This is a genomic window from Ureaplasma diversum (assembly GCF_000941095.1).
Classification (GTDB): Bacteria; Bacillota_I; Bacilli_A; order Mycoplasmatales; family Mycoplasmoidaceae; genus Ureaplasma; species Ureaplasma diversum.
In genome coordinates this window covers 953622-973501 of record NZ_CP009770.1, presented here as the reverse complement: position 1 = coordinate 973501, position 19880 = coordinate 953622, and the positions used below count along the sequence as shown (strand labels likewise).

Here is a 19880-nt window from a genome sequence, read left to right as displayed (position 1 = left end):
ACACCTATCTTAAGTACTACATTTAAATATATCATTAATTACCTTAAATAGTTCAAGAATTACTTGTTTATAATTGACTTATAATATTAGGCTTAAAAATGTTATAATCTTTTGTATTATGTTTTCAAAAGCAAAAAAGGTGGTGGATTATGAAAAGAACGTTTCAACCTAACAATCGTAAGCGTGCTAAAGTACATGGTTTTAGAGCGCGTATGAAAACTAAAAATGGACGTATTGTTTTAGCACGTCGTAGACTTAAAGGAAGACATAGTTTAACAGTTTCTAGTGAAAGATAGTACAAATGGCTAAATTTTCTAGCTTAAAGAAAAATGAGCAGATTATTGAAGTGATTAAAAAACAAAACCGAGTGCATAGCCGTGATTTTAGTATTTACTACTTAGCAAATCAGACACAAGGTTTGCGTTTAGCCATTAGTGTTGCTAAAAAATATTTTAAGAAAGCAACACAACGTAACCGCAATAAACGCTTAATTAAAGCGGCATTAATTGCATTAGATTTTTCTTTGAATAATTTTGATTTAGTGATTGTACTAAAACCATCATTCACTGATGGTGATTTTCTTGTTTTATGTCATCATTTACATAAAGCGATTAAAAAGATAATTAGTAATCAATCAACTAAACAAACAAAAGTATTAAATCATGAAGTAAGAAAGGAGTAGTAAATGGGAATTGATAATAAAAAACTAGCTGAGCGTATGCGGACTGCAACTAGCTTTTTTGCTGGTGCAGCATCAGCTACGAGTTCAAAAAAAGATAAAATCAACAGAGCTAAAAAGTTAACTATTAGAATTCTAAAAGCAGTTATTTACTTATTTTTCCTTGGAATCGGACTTTATGGTTGCTTCCAAAACATGACTGATCACTGAACAGTTCATTCAACAACTGTAGGGAATGGGTATGAAATCGGATTTCATATAGACCCAGCTGTTGGTGCACAAGATATTCGATTTGATCTTGTTTATGCTGGTAGTGGTGCTTGGTATCCAATGGATAGCTTCTCGTTTGATTATGGTCCATTCTATGCATTATTTGTATGACCGATTGCACAAATCTTACTTCATTTCATGTATGCAACACGTGATTGACCAGTTGGATTAAATGCTATTTTAGGATTAATTATTATCTTGTTAATTATTCGTTTAATTACGATCTTAATTACAGCCAGAGCTACAATCCATGGAGAAAGAATGAGCGAAATTCAAGGTAAAGTAGCTGAAATTAACGCTAAATATAAAGGTGCTAAAGATGTTCTTTCTCAACAAAAGCGAAGAATTGAGTTAAAAGAAATATACGCTAAAAATAACATTAACCAATTTGCTCCTTTTGAAAGTATGATTATTACATTACCGATTTTCTTAATTATTTATCGGGTTGTAACAATTCTAAGACCATTAAAATTCATTACTATTTTTAATGCTTGAGATTTAACAGCAACACCAGTTTCTGAAATTTTCTCTAATTTCACATCAACTGGATGACCTTACATCTTCTTCTTATTAATTATTATTCCTGTTCAAATTCTTTCACAAAAAATACCGCAATGATTAGCTCGTAAACGTAGTAGAGCAGCAACAACTGTTGGAGCAAAGAACCAACAACAATTAAAGAAGACAAGAATGACACAAAACATTATTATGATTGTGTTAGCAATTATTGTAGCAATTTCAGCTTCAGGGATTGGTTTATACTGATTCTTTAATGCCATCTTCACAATTATTCAATCAGTTATTATTCATAAGATAATTATGAAAAAGCGAGCGAATTCAAATACCAAAATTGAATCGAAATTATCTAGATTGGGAATTAATTAGTAGTGAATCAACGAATGCTCAAAAATAAGATTAAACAAGCAAGTTTTGTTCCATCAAAAAAAATGGGGCAAAACTTCTTGTCGTCTAATGAAATTAAACAAAAGATAATTAAAAGTGCAAATGTCTTAGAAACTGACTACATTTTAGAAATTGGTCCTGGGTATGGAGCAATTACAGAGCATCTAATTCCTAAAGCTAAAAAAGTGTTAGCAATTGAATTAGATAAGCGTTTATTTGATCATCTTAAAACTAATTTTAAGTTTGATAATTTCAGTGTTATTAATAATGATGTTCTTAAAGTTGATCTTGATCAACTATTAACTGAGAATGAATTTGATAATGTTAAAGTAGTAGCTAATTTACCATATTCAATTTCAAGCAAAATTGTGCTTAAATTAATTAAAAGTAAAAAGATTAAAGCATCTTATATAATGGTTCAAAAAGAGATGGCTGAACGGATTGCTCCTAAAATCAACACAAAAGGATATAATGCTTTTAGTGTGCTTGTGCAATTGTTTGCAGATACTAAAATGCTCTTTAAAGTACCTAATTATCATTTTGTACCCGCACCTAAGGTAGAAAGTGCTGTTATAGAGATTGTTAACAAGGATAGCATTATTAATTTTGATATAATCAAAATAGAAAAATTCTTAAGAATTTGTTTTCTAAACAGACGTAAAAAATTAAGCAATAATTTATTAACTGCTTATAGTAAAGATAAGGTTATTGCTTTATTTAATAAGTTTGAATTAGATCCTAATATTCGTGCTGAAAACATTAGTGGGTCATTATATGTAGAAATGTATAAATTTCTATCACAAGAAATGTAGGTATAAAAAAGTATGCAAGTCAGAGCGTTTGCAAAAGTTAGTCTTGGTTTATCTGTATTTAAAAAACAAAACAATCTTAAAAAACATGATTTTGAATCAATCTTTTTAATTTCTGATCAACTATATGATGTAGTTAATGTTGAGATCAATAACATTAAGCGGGATAGTGTTCACTATTTTATTGATGATAAAGAAATTTATGTTTATTCTAAATTGGTTTATCGTGTTTTAGATTGATTAAGAAAAGATTACAATCTACAAAATTATTACAAAATTAACATTCATAAAAAAATCCCTATTGGTTCAGGACTTGGGGGCGGATCATCAAATGCAGCTGCAATCATGAATGCAATTGCTCAGATTGAACAACTAAATCAGTTTGATTTAAAACAAGTTGCTAAACTAGGGTCTGATATTCCTTTCTTTTTAACTAACTATAAAGCTGGTTATATTAAAGGAGATGGAGCTAGTGTAGAAGAGATAATACTTCCTGATGATTTTAGTTTTGATTTACATTTAATGAATGTTAATGTTAATACCAAACTAGTTTATCAACTTTTTGACAGTAATAGTATTCATGTGATTCGCAATGACTTCCATAAGATTATTAATGACCTTAAAAAAGGGTCAATCCAAAATGTCTATAATGATTTAGAAGACTATTGTTTTAAACTATATCCAAACATTCAACATCAATATCAAGAATTAAAACAAAAGTATGAATATGTTTTATTATCAGGATCAGGAAGTACTTTTGTTTGTTATAAAAAGAAAGGTTAGATAATATGAAAGTTCGTACTCGTTATGCCCCTTCACCAACTGGTTATTTACACATTGGTGGAGCAAGAACAGCATTATTTAATTATTTATTTGCTAAAGCACATAATGGTGATTTCATCATTAGAATTGAAGATACAGATATTGAACGAAATGTTGAAGGTGGAATTGATTCACAACTTGATTATTTAGCTTGAATGGGAATAGAAGCTGATGAATCTATTAAAAATCCAAAAGAATATGGACCATATATTCAATCTGCTAAATTAGCTAAATATCAACAATTAGCTGAACAATTGATTAAAGAAAATAAAGCTTACCGTTGTTTTTGTACTAAAGAACAACTAGAACAAGATCGATTGTTTGCTGAACAAACTAAACAAACGCCAAAATATAACAAACGATGTCTATATTTAAGTCAACAAGAAATTGATCAAAAACTAGAAGCTAACACTGAGTTTACAATTCGATTAATCATTAATGAAAATGAAGAATTTAGCTGAAATGATTTAATTCGTGGACAAATTTCTATTCCTGCAAGTGCACTAACAGATCCTGTGATTTTAAAATCAAATAAAATTGCTATGTACAATTTTGCAGTTGTAGTTGATGATTATGATATGGCAATTAGTCATGTGATTCGTGGTGAAGAACATATTTCAAATACTCCATATCAATTAGCTATTACTAAAGCACTTGGATATGAACCAACTATACAATATGCTCACTTATCAATTATTGTTGATGAAACTGGTAAGAAATTATCAAAAAGAAATTTAGCTTTAAAACAATTTGTAGCTGATTATAGTGATGATGGATATTGACCACATGCTGTTGTTAACTTTATTAGTTTATTAGGATGAAGTCCTAAAGATAATAAAGAAAAAATGAGTATGGATGAATTAATAGCTAGTTTTGATTTAAACCATGTATCAAAAGCACCTGCTTATTTTGATATTGAAAAAATGAATTGGTTTTCAAATCAATACTTTAACCAAATCTCTGTTGATCAATTTAGCGAATTTTTAAAAGAACATCAACTAACAGATAGCTATGTTGAAAATGATCCAGAGTTTATAAATAAAGCATTATTGTTTAAACCCCAAATTTATAATTTAAAACAATTATTACAACTGATAGATGAACATTTTATAAGCCAACAAAACTTATCAGAAACTGATTTAGATTTTATTAAAACTAATCAATTAGAAAATGTAGTAATTACATTTAATCAACTATTAAGTAATATTGATCAATGAGATGAAGTTAATATTAAAGCTTTAATTAAAGAAACCCAACAACAAACAAACACAAAAGGAATGAATTTATTTATGCCAATTCGGATTGCAACAACATTTATGTCACACGGTCCAGAATTAGCTAAAATGATTTATTTTTCAACAAAGGAAAAGGTATTAGCTAATTTAGCTACAACCTTAAAGTTACTAAAATAATGGAATTTAAAAAACGTTTTTTTATTAAAGATCCAATTCACGGTTTAATTACTTTTGATCAAGAATATAGTTGAGCTGCTGAGATTATTAACTCGAAAGAGTTTTGACGTTTACACCAAATTAAACAGCTTGGTTTAGCTTGAACAGTTTTTCCAAGTGCTACACATACACGATTTGTTCACTGTATTGGTGTTTTTGAAGTAGCACGAAAAATCGTTGCTAATTTAGAGTTTTATGATTCAGATCAATCTAATTTAGCATACGAAAAGAAAGTAGTTTGTGCAGCTGCTCTTTTACATGATATTGGTCATGGTCCTTATTCTCATACTTTTGAAGAAGCAACCAATTATAATCATGAAAAAGCAGGAGTTGGAATTATAGTTGATCCTAATTCGCAAATTAATCAAATTTTACTTAAACATCAAATTAATCCAATTGATGTTGCAAATGTGATTAATCATGTTTCAAATAAAGAATGAATGCACCAAATTATCTCTTCTCAAATTGATGCAGATCGACTTGATTACTTACCACGAGATAGCCATTTTAGTGGTGCTAAGTATGGAACTTTAGAGTATGATATGATATTTACTAAACTTGTAGTTTATCAAGAAAAATTATATTTTTCAAAATACTCTTGAAATGCACTTGAAAACATCTTATTAGCAAGAAATGCTATGTTTCAAAATGTTTATTGAAATCGCAACACAATAACATATGATTTATTAATGCGTAAAACTCTTAAACGCGTTTATGATTTATATAAACAAAACTACCAATTCAAAACTAGTTTAGTAACTGAACTATTAACCCCTTGGTTTTTAAATAGTGAATGAACTAGTGAATATGTAGCTAAATTAACTGATTTTTCATTTAATAGTATGATGGAACAATTAGTTAATGAAGATGATCAAATCATAGCTAAACTTGCAAGCAACTGATTACGCAATCAAGAATTTGAAACAATCTTATATGAAGTAAGTAGTGATCAAATTCCTGAAAACAACTTAAGTGATTATTTTAATGAAACAATCATTTTTGCTCAACATAAACATATTTATGATTTTAATAAACCAGTTATGTTATATAGTTATAACGAACTAAATAAAGAATTTATTACTGAAAAACTTGAAGATCGATCAATTAGTATTAGAGCATTAAAAAACGTTAGAAATAGTAAATATAAATGTTTTGTATTTAGATTAAAACAAAACAAGAAATAGATAAAGGATTAAATAGTATGGTAAATAAGAATATTATTGATATTGCATATGATGCAGTTTCTGAAATTAACAAAAAAGAAAAAAAGAACTTTTCTTTTGAAGAAATTCTTCACAGTATTGAATCTACTAAGTTATATACAATGAGTCAAATTAAAGAACAACTTGGTGAAATTTATACAGGACTTTCACAAGATAAACGTTTTATTTTAAATGGTGAAGGTAAATGAGAATTATGTGAAAATTTAACAATTGAACAAATCACACAAATCTCAAACGCAATGTATGAAGCTGGTCTTTATAAAGATAATGATGAAGAAGAACAAGATGAAGAAACACGTAAACAAGCTCAATTAAACAAAGAAAAAGAGGAAGAAGAAAGTTCAACTACTCTTGATGAATTTGTTTATGATGAAGATGAAGAAGATGATCAATTCAGTTCTAATTCAAAAGCTAATTCAGAATTTGAAGATGAATTAGAAGAGGAAGAAGAGGAAGAAGAGGAAGAATAGTTTTATGCTAACTAATGCCAAGGTTATGATTGCAGATGCAAAAGCAAATCAATATGCGATTCCTGCCATTAACATTAATAATCTAGAATGAATTAAAGCAGTTCTAGAAGCTGCTAATGAAGTTAACTCACCCATTATTGTTGCTACTTCTGAAGGGGCTGTTAAATATATGGGGGGATATTTAAATTGTGTTCAAATGGTACAAAATTTAATTCAAGCACTTGGTATTAGTGTTCCTGTTTGTTTACATTTAGACCATGGAACTTATGAAGGATGTAAAAAAGCATTAGCTGCAGGTTATTCATCTGTAATGTATGATGGATCTAAATTAGATATTAAAGATAATATAGCTAAATCAGCTGAGATTGTTCAATTAGCTAAACAATATAATGCTTCAGTTGAAGTTGAAGTAGGAACAATTGGTGGAATTGAAGATGGTATTAGTGCAACCGGTGAACTTGCTAATTTAGATGATTGTATATCAATCTCTCAACTTGACATTGATATGTTAGCTTGTGGAATTGGTAATGTTCATGGAATTTATCCAAATGATTGAGAAGGATTAAATTTTGATCTACTACAAGCTATTAGTAAAAAAACAAATTTAGCTATTGTATTACATGGTGGATCTGGAATTGATTCTAAGCAAATTCAAAAAAGTATACAACTTGGTGTTTGTAAAATCAATGTTAATACAGAGTGTCAAATTGCTTTTGCAAATGCAATTCAAAACCACTTAGTATCTAATCCTGATCTAGTATTAACTAAACTATATGATCCGCGTAAAATTCTTGCTTATGGAACTGAAGCTATTAAACAAGTAGTTAAAACTAAATATCAAGAATTTAATTGTATTAATAGAAATATCAAGAAATAAGGAGTGTTTATATGGCTTTATCTGCTGGAATCATTGGTTTACCAAATGTTGGTAAATCAACTCTTTTTAATACCATCACAAACTCAAAAGTAGAAGCTGCTAACTACCCATTTGCAACAATTGAACCTAATGTTGGTGTAGTTAATGTTAATGATGAACGATTATATAAATTAGCTAGTATGGTAGAACCAAACAAAGTTGTTCCTACTTCTTTTAAATTTGTTGATATTGCTGGTTTAGTAAAAGGGGCTAGTAATGGAGAAGGATTAGGTAATCAATTCTTAAGTAATATTCGTGAAGTTGATGCCATTTGTCATATGGTACGATGTTTTGAAGACAAAAACATCACCCATGTCCATAACAAAGTAGATGCCATTAATGATGTTGAAGTAATCAACTATGAATTAATTATTGCTGATTTAGAAATTGTTGAAAAAAGAATTAGTAGAATTAAGAAAAAAGCTGAAGCTGGAGATAAAGAAGCTAAGTTTGAATACTCTGTTCTTGAAAAAGTAATTAACACACTTAAAAATGGACAATTAGCATCAAAAGCTAATTTAAACGCACCTGAACTTAAAGTTATTAACTCTTTTCAATTAATTACACTTAAACCTGTATTATATGTAGCCAATATTCCTGAAAGTGAAATTGCAAACCCAGAAATTAATGAACAATATAACAAACTGAAAGCATATGCAAATGCTAATAATGCTTTGTGTATTCCTTTATCTGCAAAAATTGAATACGAAATTAGTTTATTAGATCAAGATTCAAAAGCAATGTTTATTGATGAATTAGGAATTAAATCAACTGGTTTAGATCTAATTGTTAAAAATGCTTATGACTTATTAGATTTAAAAACATATTTTACATATGGTAAACAAGAAGTTCGAGCTTGAACCTTTATGAATGGAATGACTGCACCACAATGTGCTGGAATCATTCATACTGATTTTGAAAAAGGGTTTATTAAAGCTGAAATCATGAGCTATGATGATTTAGTTAACTATGGTTCTGAATTAGCTGTTAAAGAAGCTGGTAAAGTAAGAATGGAAGGGAAAAATTACATCATGCAAGATGGTGATATTTGTAATTTCCGTTTTAATGTTACAAAATAATTTATAATTCTAGCTTATAGATTAATGGGTGATAAAAATGGCTAAAAAATGTGCGTTTAATAAACAAGTCGGTTGAATTGAACTAATTACAGGTCCGATGTTTGCTGGAAAAAGTGCAGAGTTAATTCGTCGACTAAAACGATTTGAGTATGCTGATGTTAAATACTTAGTGTTCAAACCAAAAGTTGATACAAGATCTTGCCAAGAAATTATTTCACGAAATGGATCACGATTAAGTAGTATTGAAGTTAGTGAATCTGCTCAAATTCTTGAATATTTAATGGACAATGATTGTTGTGAACAGGTAAGAGCAATTGGAATTGATGAAGCTCAATTCTTTGATGATGGAATTATCGAAGTTTGTAACATCTTAGCTGAAAACAATTATGTAGTGATTGTTTCAGGACTTGATAAAAACTTTAAAGGTGAACCATTTGGAGCAATTGGTAAACTTAGTGTGCATGCTGAAAATGTAACCAAATTAAGTGCAGTGTGTGTTGATTGTGGTGCAGATGCTAGTTTTTCAATGCGAACAGTTAACAAAAAACCAGCTTCATACAATGATGAAGAAATCTTAATTGGTTGTGCAGAACAATATGTTGCAGTTTGTCGACACCACCACAAAGTACCAAACCGACCATATACAAACAACAACAGTAAAGTATTTATTGATTTTTGTAAAGATAAAAGAAAAAACAAAAAGGATTAGTTAAGCTAATGTTTAAACAATCAATTTTAGTGATGCGAGAACATCTAATTAATAAATGGTTTTTTAAAAACAAGTTTATTAGTGTTTTTGTTTACTTATTTATTGCATCTTTTTTATTAGGTACGGTTGTTTGTTTTATATACACAATGAACTATAACTACAATATTAAATTATTAGATTTTAAATTAGGTAATGATTTTATGATTGGTGCAATTGTTTGTGGTTGTGCTTTTTTAATATCATTAATCTTTGGTATTTATTTACATACTTTTATAGTAAGCACCGTTTATCTAATGCATAAGTTTAATGATTATGCTCCTAAGAATCCACTTAAGAAACTTAATAAAACAAGTTTTAGATTAGCTTTTTATTTTTATACTAAAAACAAAAAGCAAAATGATCTTAAATATAGTCAATTCGATGATGTGTATTTATATATCATTAACTATAATCAATACAAACAAAGTCAAAAATTAATTTATGGAAAATAATAAACTAAAAATCAACTGGTTTCCTGGGCATATGAAAAAAGCCCTTGAACAAATCAATGCTCAATATAAAAACATTGATTTTGTGATTGAAGTATTAGATGCACGATGTATCAAAACATCACACAACAGTGAACTAGTAACTGCTTTTGTTAATAAACCAATCATCAAGATTGCTCTTAAACAGGATTTAAGTACAATTAAAAGCTTAGATGATCTATTAGTTGGATCAACTAAAAATAAAGCTTTTAAGAATGAAGTAATCAAAGCTTTATATAATGCTCTTGATCATAAAATTAAACAATATGAAAAGAAGGGATTAGTAAACCCGCGATTAGTTGGTTTAGTAGTTGGTTTACCTAATGTTGGTAAATCAAGTCTAATCAATTTCTTAGCTAATAAAAACCAACTAAAAACTGAAAACCGACCAGGGGTAACTAAAAACCAAAGCTTAAAACAAATTAATCAACACTTTTATTTAATTGATACCCCAGGGGTCTTTTTTAAAGATGTTAGTAACTATGAAGACGGTTATAAGTTAGTATTAATTAATTGTGTAAGAAAAGAAGTAGTTAACTTATATGATGTAATCCAATATGCATATCAGTTTTATAGTACTTTTTATTTTAGTAGTTTAAAAACTAAATATCAATTAAATGAAATGATTGATTTTGATCACTTTTTAGATCATATTTGTACTCTATATCATTTCAAATTAGTTAATAATACACTTGATTATGAACGAGCATTAAATGCTCTTTTTAATGATTTTAGTTCAGGATTAGTTTGTTCAGTTAACTATGATCAATAAAAAAGTTTAAAAAATATGACTTTAGTTCGAATATAAGAATTGAGGTGATATAAATGAACGATATAACACATTATCTAAGTGTTAAATATGGTGGAGATTGATTTAAGGTCTACAAAGCAATAGTTAATGCTGAAACCATTCCTAATGATCAGATGAATACATTTTTAAATACAAAAGAAGGAATATTAGAAAATACTAATATTTTAGAGATTACAGATGATAAGTATCCACACTGTTTTAAATTACTAAAACAACCACCTTTTGTAATTTATTATAGTAACAACTTATCAATGTTTAATAAAAGATGGATCTGATTAGATGATCCTAATTGTGCTCTTAAAGAAAATGAACTCTTAAAGATCCATTTATCAGGATATGGATTTGTGGTTTATGATTTAGTTACTAATAAACAATTAATTAAGCGTTTAGTTAAAAATAACTATAAAGTATTAATAGTTTGTAATAAAGCTATATTACATTCACAAAGCTATGAATATATTAATCATAAGAATGTTTGGCTTATATCTGAGATCCCATCAGTTAATAATGAAATTAAAGTTAGTCAAGATCTAAAAAGATTATGTTGTTCTTTAGCTGAATTTATTATTTGTGTTAATGAACTAAACCACTTTGATGAGTACTTAATTAATAAAGTTCATGACTTAGATAAACAACTATTTTTACATACAAATAGTAAGCAAACTAATAAAACTAACTTCCCTTTACAGATTAATAATGTTAATGAAATCGCTGCATTCAAAAATAATGTCAATTAAATCAAATAAATTTTTATTATTTTGTTAAATAATTTTATAATACTATATACAAATTAAAAAGATGAAGCTTGAAGATATAAAGCGGAGTAAATATGCGTAAGGACTTAATTGTTGTCGAGTCACCAAATAAAATTAAATCAATCCAATCTTATGTTGGAGATGATTATGTAATTGCTGCAACTGGAGGACACATCCGTGAACTTGCTAAAAGGGGCGGATATGACCCACAAACATACCTGTGTTTCCCACTTGTTCAATTACACCCTTAACTTAATGACGAGTTAAGGGTTTTTTTATTTTTCTTTTATATATTTATATATAAAAATAAGACTTATAAAAGAATGTAATGAGCAAGATTTTTTCAAAATTATTGCTGGGTTTTTCTCTTTTGGTACAAAAAGAGTTAAAATGCTTTATTTTGCTTTTATATTTTTATAAAAATATAAAAGTTTATAATAATTACAAAGATGCAAGAATTAAGATATCAAAACGAGTAAAAATATGAAAACAGACAACAAAACTTCTAAAAAAACTACAACTAAAAAAGTGAAAAGTTCACCTGCTATTTTAACTGGTCCCAATACTAAAAAGTCGGAAACAAAAATTGTAATTAGTTCGGTTGACGAACTGATGATGTTTAGTGATGAATATGATTGAGATGAAGAAATAAACGCTCAAGATTTTCCATTTATGACGTTTGATGATAAAACTAAACAAGAAGTAAAATCTGTTTTAGATTCAAATGAAACGGCTAAAAATGAAGTTAAAGAAGAATATAAAATGTTTTCATTATTTGAGACATTATTTGATCATTTTGATCTTTTAAAAGGGTGCTCAAAAACAAAGTCTAGTACCTTAAGAACAATATTGATTCAATTGCTTTCACACCGAATCAAAGGACCTAAAAGTATACTTGGTACAATGAAATCGATTGAAAAAGAAGAACAAGATGTTTTCTCTAAAAATTCATATTATCGATCTCTTGAGTATCTTGCAAAAAATTCACATATATTGCTTAAAAATTTAAACGACAAAATTAGCGAAAAATACGAAAGAAACATTAGTGTAATGTGGTTTGATTCAACCACAGCATATTTTGAAAGTTTCACTAGAACAGGATTAAAAATGCCTGGTTATTCAAAGGATGGAAAAACCAAAGAAGACCAAATTGTAATCGCAATGGCAACTGATGAAAATGGAATTCCAATTCACTATAAATGTTTCCCAGGAAACACACCAGACCAAAAAACATTCATTCCGTTTTTAGAAGAATTAGCTAGTATTTACGAAATTAAAAACATCACAATAGTTGGTGATAAGGGTATGAATAATGCTGAAAATATTAGATTCTTAGAATCTAACGGTTGAAATTATGTGTTTGCTTATCGATTAAAAGCAACTAAAAAAGAAATCAAAAATGCTATTACGAATTCTGACGATTATACTCAATTGAATGATAATTTAAAATACAAAATTATTGATTTGAAACCAGCAAATGGTGATAGTCAAGATGCTGCATCAACTAAAAGATTAGTGGTTGTTCATAGCGAAGAAAGAGCTAGAAAAGACCGACATGATCGAGAAGTTTTAATCAACAACTTCACTAAGAAAATGGACAAAAAAGGTGTTGTTACACAAGAAAAACTAATGGGAGCTAAGAAGTGCAGATACTACAAGGCTGTAGACAAAACGACTTATTATATTCTTGATCAAGAAAAGATTTTAGAAGATGAAAAATACGATGGTTTTTTCGTTTATATAACAAACCGATTCGATTTATCAATTCTAGAAATAATGGAAATTTATACTAAACAATGAAAAATCGAATCGAACTTTAGAACTTTAAAAAGTACACTTGAATTAAGACCGATTTACCTATCTAAATACGAACACATTTTAGGATATTTGTGTTTATGTTTTGTGTCTCTTGTTTTCTTAAGATTTATACTACATTGAATGAATGATGAATTAGTTGCTCAGGGATTAGAAAAAATTACAGAACAAAAATTAGTTGAAATCGTAAATGATGTTAAATCAATTAAAGAGATTGTTAATAATATGGTTGTTCAAGAAATTGATTTTGTTAACAAAGGCACAAAATCCAGCTGGATTATCTATGAAAAAGTGTTAGCTTGAGCATCCAAAAAAGGGATGATTTAACGGCATTATTTTTTTAAAATCTACAAGTGGGAAACACAGGAAGTTTTAGTAAGTTATATTTTCTATTAAAGGTGTTGTATTTAAAGCTAAGCAATTTTAAAAAAATAATATAAAATTAATAAGCTAAAGAAGGGTGTAAATGTCTTATGAAATATAAATCAAAACTTAAATGATTAATTAGTGGTTTAGTACTTTTATCAGCAGCTAGTATAAGTGCAGTTGCTGTTGCATGTACTCCTAAAGATAGTAGTCCATCTAAGCCATCAAAGCCAAATGATACAAAAAAGAGCAATCCACAAAACTCATTATCTAAACCATCAGATAATAAAGTTTCTACACCTTCAAAACCAAAGCCAAATAATCCTTTATCTAGTCAACCTAAAAAGAATCCTTCTGACACTAAAAAGGATAGTGTAGACAAGACTACAAAACCAAGTGATCCTACTAATAATCAAAAAGATAAAGATGAAACCGGTAAGAATAAAGTAGATAAAGATCAAAAAGATCAAACTCCTAAAATGCCAGAAACTAAAAAAGAAGATAAGGATGATAGTTCAAGACAAATGGATGGTGATGGAAACAAAAATCAGATACCCAACAAAATGGATGATCAAAATAAACCCGACAATAGCAATAGTTCAGGTTCTATATCAAATCCAAAGCAACCAGAAGTCCAAAATAAACCAAAAGATACAGACAAGTTGCCTGGAGATGATCCTATGGCTAGCGATCCTATAGAATCTGCGCCTAAAAAAGATCAACCTGAAACTCAAGATGGAAAACCCAAACAAAATGATCCAGAAAGTGGTTCCTTGGAATCTAAACCAAAAGGAGATCAAGCTCCTGAAACACACCAAGCTCCACCGATCGATATAGACAAGAATAAGGATAAAGACCAATCTGAAAAACAAGAAGATAAAGATCCTAATTCTAAAGATAATCAAAAACAACCAGAGGGACAAAATCAAACACCAAAAGAAAAACAGCCAAATGAAATGGATGGGCAAGACCCTAAAACCCATGAAACTACTCCACAACCAAATCAAGATGGAAATTCTAATGGAAATAATATGGGTGAGAGTAACCAACCTATTGAAGAGAAAGTTTATGTTTCAAAACCATTAGTAACTTTAAAAGATGAAGAACCATATATAAATCTTTATCCTGGATCAAATGAAGGTAGATTAACTTTACTTTTAGACAAACAACAATATAAAGGTAATTTAAAAGATAAATATATAGTAGTAGGAATTAAGAAAGACGAAAGTTCAACCCCTATTATTTCTGTACCTTTTTTATTAAAGGATGATTCAAAGGAATTACAACTTCTTTTTAAACCTGTTATTGAGTTTAATCAATATAAGTTACACTCTGTTTCTATATTTAGCAAGGAATCAGACTCATCAAACAAACCAAAAGAAACAATTGAACTTAACATTAAAAAAAGTGACGCAAATAAAACTATTAATGTTAAACAAATTAAACTACCAAAACAAATTCCAGAATCTGAAAAAGAAAAGAAACCAATTGTTATTAAATTCAATGATGCGGATAATAAATTGCAATTAAATGTTAAACAAAAAGATGGTCAGCCAGTAAATGATGTATATTTAAAATTTATTCTGACTGAACTAGATTCTAAAACAAAAGAATACGTAAGCCCTGACTACAACTTAGACGGAAAATTATTAATTCAAAATGGTAGTGCAACAATAGAAGATGTTAATATAAATGAAGATTATAAAAAGAAATACGATAAAGTTGTTTTAAAAATATTTGGTATTTTTGAGAAAAATAATGATACTCAAAAATCATCTCAATATAGATTTGACTATGATGATGAAAACACAGTAATTGATCATAATGGTAATTTAATTATTTCTAAAACTATAAACAAGGGTTAAAGCAGGATTTTACTTATGAAGCAAAAATTAAAATACAAATGACTTGTTAGTACTTTAGTAGTTTTATCAGCAGCCAGCTTAGCGGCTGTTGCTGTTTCTTGTACTCCTAAAAATAATCCAAACAAACGTAGTAATCCAACGAATCCTACTAAAAATCAAACTGATAATGATCAAACCAAAAATGACTCAAAAGATAAAGTTTAAAAAGAACAGTCAAGCCGAGAGGATTCTAAAAATAACAACATAACTGATGGTTCTAATAATCAAAAAGCAGATTCAACTAATACAACTAAGAAGATGCAAAATGATAATTCTATGCCTGGAGAATCAAAAGAAAATGATAACAAAGATCCTAAAACACAAAACCAACCCGGGCAAAATCAAGATTCTAATTCTTTAACAGAACCAGAAATAATTGATGAATCAAAACCATTATTGGAACTAAAAGATGATTCTCAAAACATTTTATTAAACCCAGGTTCTAATGAGGGGAAATTATTATTCAATTTAAACAAACAAAAATATTCTGGAAATTTTGAAAATAAATTCATTTTTGTGGAATTAAAATCTGTTGATGGAAAAGAGTCTATTAGATCTAAAATTGAAAAAATCGAAGAAAACAAAAATAAGCTCAATGTAACTTTACATTCAAGTGTTTTAAATTATGTTGATCAAAAACATAATTTATCATTGAATGTAGGGTCTCAATATGCACGAAAAATTGTTGAAGTTGAATTAAAGCCAAATAGCACTAGTTCAAATAGATCATCTATTAAATCAGCTAAAGTAGCGAGTGATACTAAAGGTAATACTACAGTTGTTTTTAGTGGTTTAGAACACAATAAAAGCTATTATGTCTCTGCAGTTAATATTTATGAAGATCTAAGAAAGACTACTCCTATTGTATCTAATTCTTATTTAGAAAATGTGCTAGTTGTAAAAACTCCATCTAATAACAAAGAGCAAAGTTCAAATAAACAAATAGAACCTGATGATAAACAAAGTTCAAATGATCAAACAAAACAAAATGAACAACCAAACCCCAGCGATCAAAAAGATAGTGGATCATCAACAGAAACACCAACACCTAATAAACAAATGAACTCTGATGATAAGAATGGTTCTGATAATAAAACCCATAATCAAAACAATAATGAATCATCAACTAATAACTTAGATTCTAATAATCAAACAAATCCTGTCCCTGATCAAAACAATTCTATTCCTAAATTAAATAATTCAAATCCTGGTTTTGATCCTAATGTTCCACCTGATCTTAATGCTTTACTTGAACAATTTAAAAAACAAAGAGAACAAGCAGATAGATTAAACCGACCAGCTTCTAAAGTAGTTGAAGAATTAAAAATAAAACCAGAGCAAGCATATGAGAAAATTAAAAATCGTTCTTTTGCTATTGGATTTAATAGTGTTGATTACACTAAAGAAAATAATGGCGGAATTAATGATTCTGTTGTTTCTTTTGAACCAACTGGAACTAGTTGATTATTAGATTATGCTTGAAAAAACGGTGTACAAAACTCTGATGAATTAATGCTTTATATTGCAACAAATGCCCATGTATACAAGCGAGCTTTCAATGCAATAAAAGATGATGAGAAACATAGAAAACAGTTCCCTGAATATTTCACACAAAAAGATCAAAAACAAGCAAGAATTGATAGTTTTGTATTAGCAATACCTAAGAGAGAAGCAAATCTTGATGCTATTGAATCAGGTACTAGTTACGGTACTTCAAATGATCTTGAATATTTCATCAACACTAAGGATAGTGCTACATTTAGTTTAGATAAAGGATCTAAACAAATCACATTTGATGATAGTAAAGTATTTTAAAACCCAAGAACAGTTTTTGTAGCCTTAAATATTTTTGATCAAGAAAATAATGATAAGTTAATTGATAAACTTAATAATCATGCTCAAAGAAAATACATAGCTAAAGATTTTGCAGTTTTTGGTTTAAAAGTTAAATACAAAGAACTTGAGCAAAAAGCAAAAATTAACGATAAATACAAATTATTATTAGAACATATTAATAACGCTACAAAATCTGTAGATGAAGATATTAAGAAATTCTCAGATAACAAGCACCCTAACCATGATCAAGGTTCAGTTCCTTATCTAAGTCTAGATTACCCCTCAATTTGAGAAGATCAAAACAAACCAGAATCTGAAAAACTAAATAAGGACAAATATAAAATTGATGATAAAACATCTTTAAATACTCAAAGAGCTTATATTGCTGGTTTTCCAGGAATGAATGGAAAACAAATGTTATGAAGAAATTATCCAAAGAATTCTAATATCCCGAACGATGTTTTCAGTAGATCTAGTTTCTTTACAGGACAACAAATTGAACATATTTTAGATTCTAATACAACAGCTTCAGGATTTGGTTTTAATGCCTTTGTAGATTATAGTAGTATCTTCTTTGGTGCTTCTGGTTCATTAGTAGTGAATGAATATGGTTTACCAATTGGTATTTATTCAACTATTACTAGAGTTGATAATGAAAGAGATGTGAGCAAAAGAGGTGGGTTTACTTTCTTAGTTCAAGTACATGATGATAATGAAAAAGGACCAGCACACAATCTAATTGATGGTTCAGATAAAGATAAATTCCCTAAACAATTTAAATCTTATCGTGAAAACTTAAAATGACTTAGTGAACAAGAAAATTCTGAGTTTAAAGGATTTAATAAAACAGCAATCTTTAAATCTGGAGTTTAAGAGTTAGTTATTAATCTTAAAACAACTTTCTAAAAATACTTTATGGAGGGTTGTTTTTTGATTCTTGATAGTTAAACAAAACTTAAACTTAATGAATATATTTAATTATTAAGTGGATAAATTTTGTCGTGTATAATCTTTTTTGATAAAAACGATTTATTAGTTTTTTTATTTAAAGACTTCCTTCAAGTTATTGAATTTTATCAATATTGATTCTAAAACAAAGACAATAAACATTGAATTAGAATATGGTATAAGACCTTTGTTTGATGCAGATGAAGGAATTATGAAACGCCCAGTAGATGTGCCAACTAGTCTTTCTGAAAACAATGCAATATTCTTATTAGAAATAGATAAAGTTAATGATTTAAGCGAATACAGTCTTAAATTCGATTTTAAAACAATAGAAAACAAAAAACTAGTTCATTGAAATTCACTTCCTTAAAATCAATAAATCTAAAAGCTAACTTTTTATTTTTTAAGCTAGTTAAATTTATATAATTTAACAATAGATATAAAATAGGTTTTAGTAATGACACAGAAGTATTTAAATACTATTATGCTAGGAGATGCTACTGAAAAACTTAAAGAGTTAGATGATGATAGCATTGATCTAATTTTTGCAGATCCACCATATTTTATGCAAACAACAGGAACTTTATTAAGATTTGATGGTTCTGTTTTTGATGGGATTGATGATGAATGAGATAAGTTTGATGATTATGAAGCTTATGATCAATTCTCTCTCAGTTGATTAAAAGAGTGTAAAAGAATTCTTAAAAAGGATGGTTCATTATTTGTTATTGGATCATTTCAAAACATCTACCGAATCGGATATCATCTCCAAAACTTAGGTTTTTGATTTATTAATGATATTATTTGAAACAAAAAGAATCCAGTTCCCAATTTTGCTGGAACAAGATTATGTAATGCTCATGAAACGATTCTTTGAGTAGTTAAAAATAAGAATGCTAAGTTTACTTTTAACTACAAAACATTAAAAGCATTAAATAATAACAAACAAGAACGTTCAGTTTGAGATATAGCTATTTGTTCAGGTAATGAACGATTAAAAGATGTTAATAACAAAAAACTTCATTCAACTCAAAAACCTTATGAACTTCTAGAAAAAATCGTTATTGCAGCTTCAAAACCAAATGATATTGTTTTAGATCCATTCCTTGGAACAGGAACAACTGCAGCTGCAGCTAAATATAATAACCGAAATTGAATTGGAATTGAAAAAGACCCAAGTTATGTTCAAGCAGCATTTGATCGGATCAATGCAATTATTCCAACTATTAATGATTACAACTCTTTAAAACTAGAAACTAAACCACCAAGAATAAGTATTGAACAACTAATAGCTGCAAATTATTTATTTGTCAACGAAACACTTTATTCAAAAGATCAAATGTTTCAATGTAAACTACTAGCTAATGGTAAGGTTGTATTTGAAGATAATGAACCCTTATCAATCCATAAAATGAGTGCATTCTTTCTAAACCAAATTAATCATAACGGATGAGATTACTTTTATGTTTTAAGAGATAATCATCTTGTTAGTATTAATGATTTAAGATATCAATATGTAAATAATAACTAATCAATTTAAATCTTAAGTAAACAAAAAACTCATAACCATCTAAGGCTATGAGTTTG

General features: G+C 28.3%; 20 protein-coding genes and 2 pseudogenes. All 22 read left to right on the top strand.

The features are described 5' to 3' along the window. The first annotated feature begins 149 nt into the window (after positions 1-149). The 22 genes and pseudogenes from rpmH (at position 150) to JM47_RS03735 (ending at position 19824) form a co-directional block, all read left to right on the top strand. Entirely contained in the window at positions 150-296 is a 147-nt protein-coding gene (gene rpmH, locus JM47_RS03845) for a 50S ribosomal protein L34 (RefSeq protein WP_038102440.1), read from the top strand. A gap of 5 nt (positions 297-301) precedes the next feature. Next, positions 302-682 (top strand): ribonuclease P protein component, encoded by a 381-nt coding sequence (gene rnpA / locus JM47_RS03840; protein WP_038102443.1) that lies wholly within the window; start codon positions 302-304, stop codon positions 680-682. A gap of 3 nt (positions 683-685) precedes the next feature. Beyond that, complete coding sequence (gene yidC / locus JM47_RS03835; protein WP_038102446.1) at positions 686-1834, top strand: membrane protein insertase YidC; 1149 nt, start codon at positions 686-688, stop codon at positions 1832-1834. 2 nt (positions 1835-1836) lie between these two features. After that, positions 1837-2664, top strand: a complete 828-nt coding sequence (gene rsmA / locus JM47_RS03830; protein WP_208895012.1) for a 16S rRNA (adenine(1518)-N(6)/adenine(1519)-N(6))-dimethyltransferase RsmA — start codon at positions 1837-1839, stop codon at positions 2662-2664. Positions 2665-2676: 12 nt separating this feature from the next. Then, positions 2677-3444 carry a GHMP family kinase ATP-binding protein gene (locus JM47_RS03825; RefSeq protein ID WP_208895011.1) on the top strand — a complete coding sequence of 256 codons (768 nt, stop codon included), beginning with the start codon at positions 2677-2679 and terminating at the stop codon, positions 3442-3444. 5 nt (positions 3445-3449) lie between these two features. Further along, positions 3450-4895, top strand: coding sequence for a glutamate--tRNA ligase (gene gltX / locus JM47_RS03820; protein WP_208895010.1), 1446 nt, complete (start codon positions 3450-3452; stop codon positions 4893-4895). Then, positions 4895-6118, top strand: a complete 1224-nt coding sequence (locus JM47_RS03815; protein ID WP_208895009.1) for an HD domain-containing protein — start codon at positions 4895-4897, stop codon at positions 6116-6118. The genes gltX and JM47_RS03815 overlap by 1 nt, the downstream gene beginning before the upstream one ends. Positions 6119-6135: 17 nt before the next feature. Then, on the top strand, positions 6136-6627 hold the full coding sequence (gene rpoE, locus JM47_RS03810) for a DNA-directed RNA polymerase subunit delta (RefSeq protein ID WP_038102471.1): 492 nt from the start codon (positions 6136-6138) through the stop codon (positions 6625-6627). Positions 6628-6631: 4 nt separating this feature from the next. Continuing rightward, positions 6632-7504 carry a class II fructose-1,6-bisphosphate aldolase gene (fba, locus tag JM47_RS03805; protein WP_038102472.1) on the top strand — a complete coding sequence of 291 codons (873 nt, stop codon included), beginning with the start codon at positions 6632-6634 and terminating at the stop codon, positions 7502-7504. Between the two features lie 11 nt (positions 7505-7515). Further along, positions 7516-8622 carry a redox-regulated ATPase YchF gene (ychF, locus tag JM47_RS03800; protein ID WP_208895008.1) on the top strand — a complete coding sequence of 369 codons (1107 nt, stop codon included), beginning with the start codon at positions 7516-7518 and terminating at the stop codon, positions 8620-8622. Between the two features lie 37 nt (positions 8623-8659). Further along, complete coding sequence (locus tag JM47_RS03795; protein WP_038102474.1) at positions 8660-9331, top strand: thymidine kinase; 672 nt, start codon at positions 8660-8662, stop codon at positions 9329-9331. A gap of 8 nt (positions 9332-9339) precedes the next feature. Further along, complete coding sequence (locus JM47_RS03790; RefSeq protein WP_208895007.1) at positions 9340-9822, top strand: hypothetical protein; 483 nt, start codon at positions 9340-9342, stop codon at positions 9820-9822. After that, positions 9812-10630, top strand: a complete 819-nt coding sequence (gene ylqF, locus JM47_RS03785; RefSeq protein WP_038102480.1) for a ribosome biogenesis GTPase YlqF — start codon at positions 9812-9814, stop codon at positions 10628-10630. Before JM47_RS03790 ends, ylqF begins: the two co-directional genes overlap by 11 nt. A gap of 53 nt (positions 10631-10683) precedes the next feature. Continuing rightward, a complete protein-coding gene (locus tag JM47_RS03780) occupies positions 10684-11406 on the top strand; it encodes a hypothetical protein (RefSeq protein WP_051749418.1) in 723 nt (240 codons plus the stop codon). A gap of 92 nt (positions 11407-11498) precedes the next feature. Beyond that, positions 11499-11615: pseudogene (locus JM47_RS03775) on the top strand (toprim domain-containing protein); the annotation flags it as partial. Between the two features lie 292 nt (positions 11616-11907). Further along, positions 11908-13566, top strand: coding sequence for an IS1634 family transposase (locus JM47_RS03770; protein ID WP_208894774.1), 1659 nt, complete (start codon positions 11908-11910; stop codon positions 13564-13566). A gap of 146 nt (positions 13567-13712) precedes the next feature. Continuing rightward, a complete protein-coding gene (locus JM47_RS03765; RefSeq protein ID WP_208895005.1) occupies positions 13713-15470 on the top strand; it encodes a Vmc-like lipoprotein signal peptide domain-containing protein in 1758 nt (585 codons plus the stop codon). Between the two features lie 15 nt (positions 15471-15485). Beyond that, complete coding sequence (locus JM47_RS03760; RefSeq protein ID WP_208895004.1) at positions 15486-15674, top strand: Vmc-like lipoprotein signal peptide domain-containing protein; 189 nt, start codon at positions 15486-15488, stop codon at positions 15672-15674. Positions 15675-15767: 93 nt separating this feature from the next. Next, positions 15768-17324 (top strand): DUF31 family putative serine protease, encoded by a 1557-nt coding sequence (locus JM47_RS03755; RefSeq protein ID WP_208895003.1) that lies wholly within the window; start codon positions 15768-15770, stop codon positions 17322-17324. Between the two features lie 12 nt (positions 17325-17336). Then, positions 17337-18218, top strand: a pseudogene (locus tag JM47_RS04010) (DUF31 family putative serine protease); the annotation flags it as partial. Positions 18219-18411: 193 nt separating this feature from the next. Then, entirely contained in the window at positions 18412-18663 is a 252-nt protein-coding gene (locus JM47_RS03740; RefSeq protein WP_208895001.1) for a hypothetical protein, read from the top strand. 87 nt (positions 18664-18750) lie between these two features. Then, positions 18751-19824 carry a DNA-methyltransferase gene (locus JM47_RS03735; protein WP_222702327.1) on the top strand — a complete coding sequence of 358 codons (1074 nt, stop codon included), beginning with the start codon at positions 18751-18753 and terminating at the stop codon, positions 19822-19824. Positions 19825-19880 lie beyond the last annotated feature (56 nt).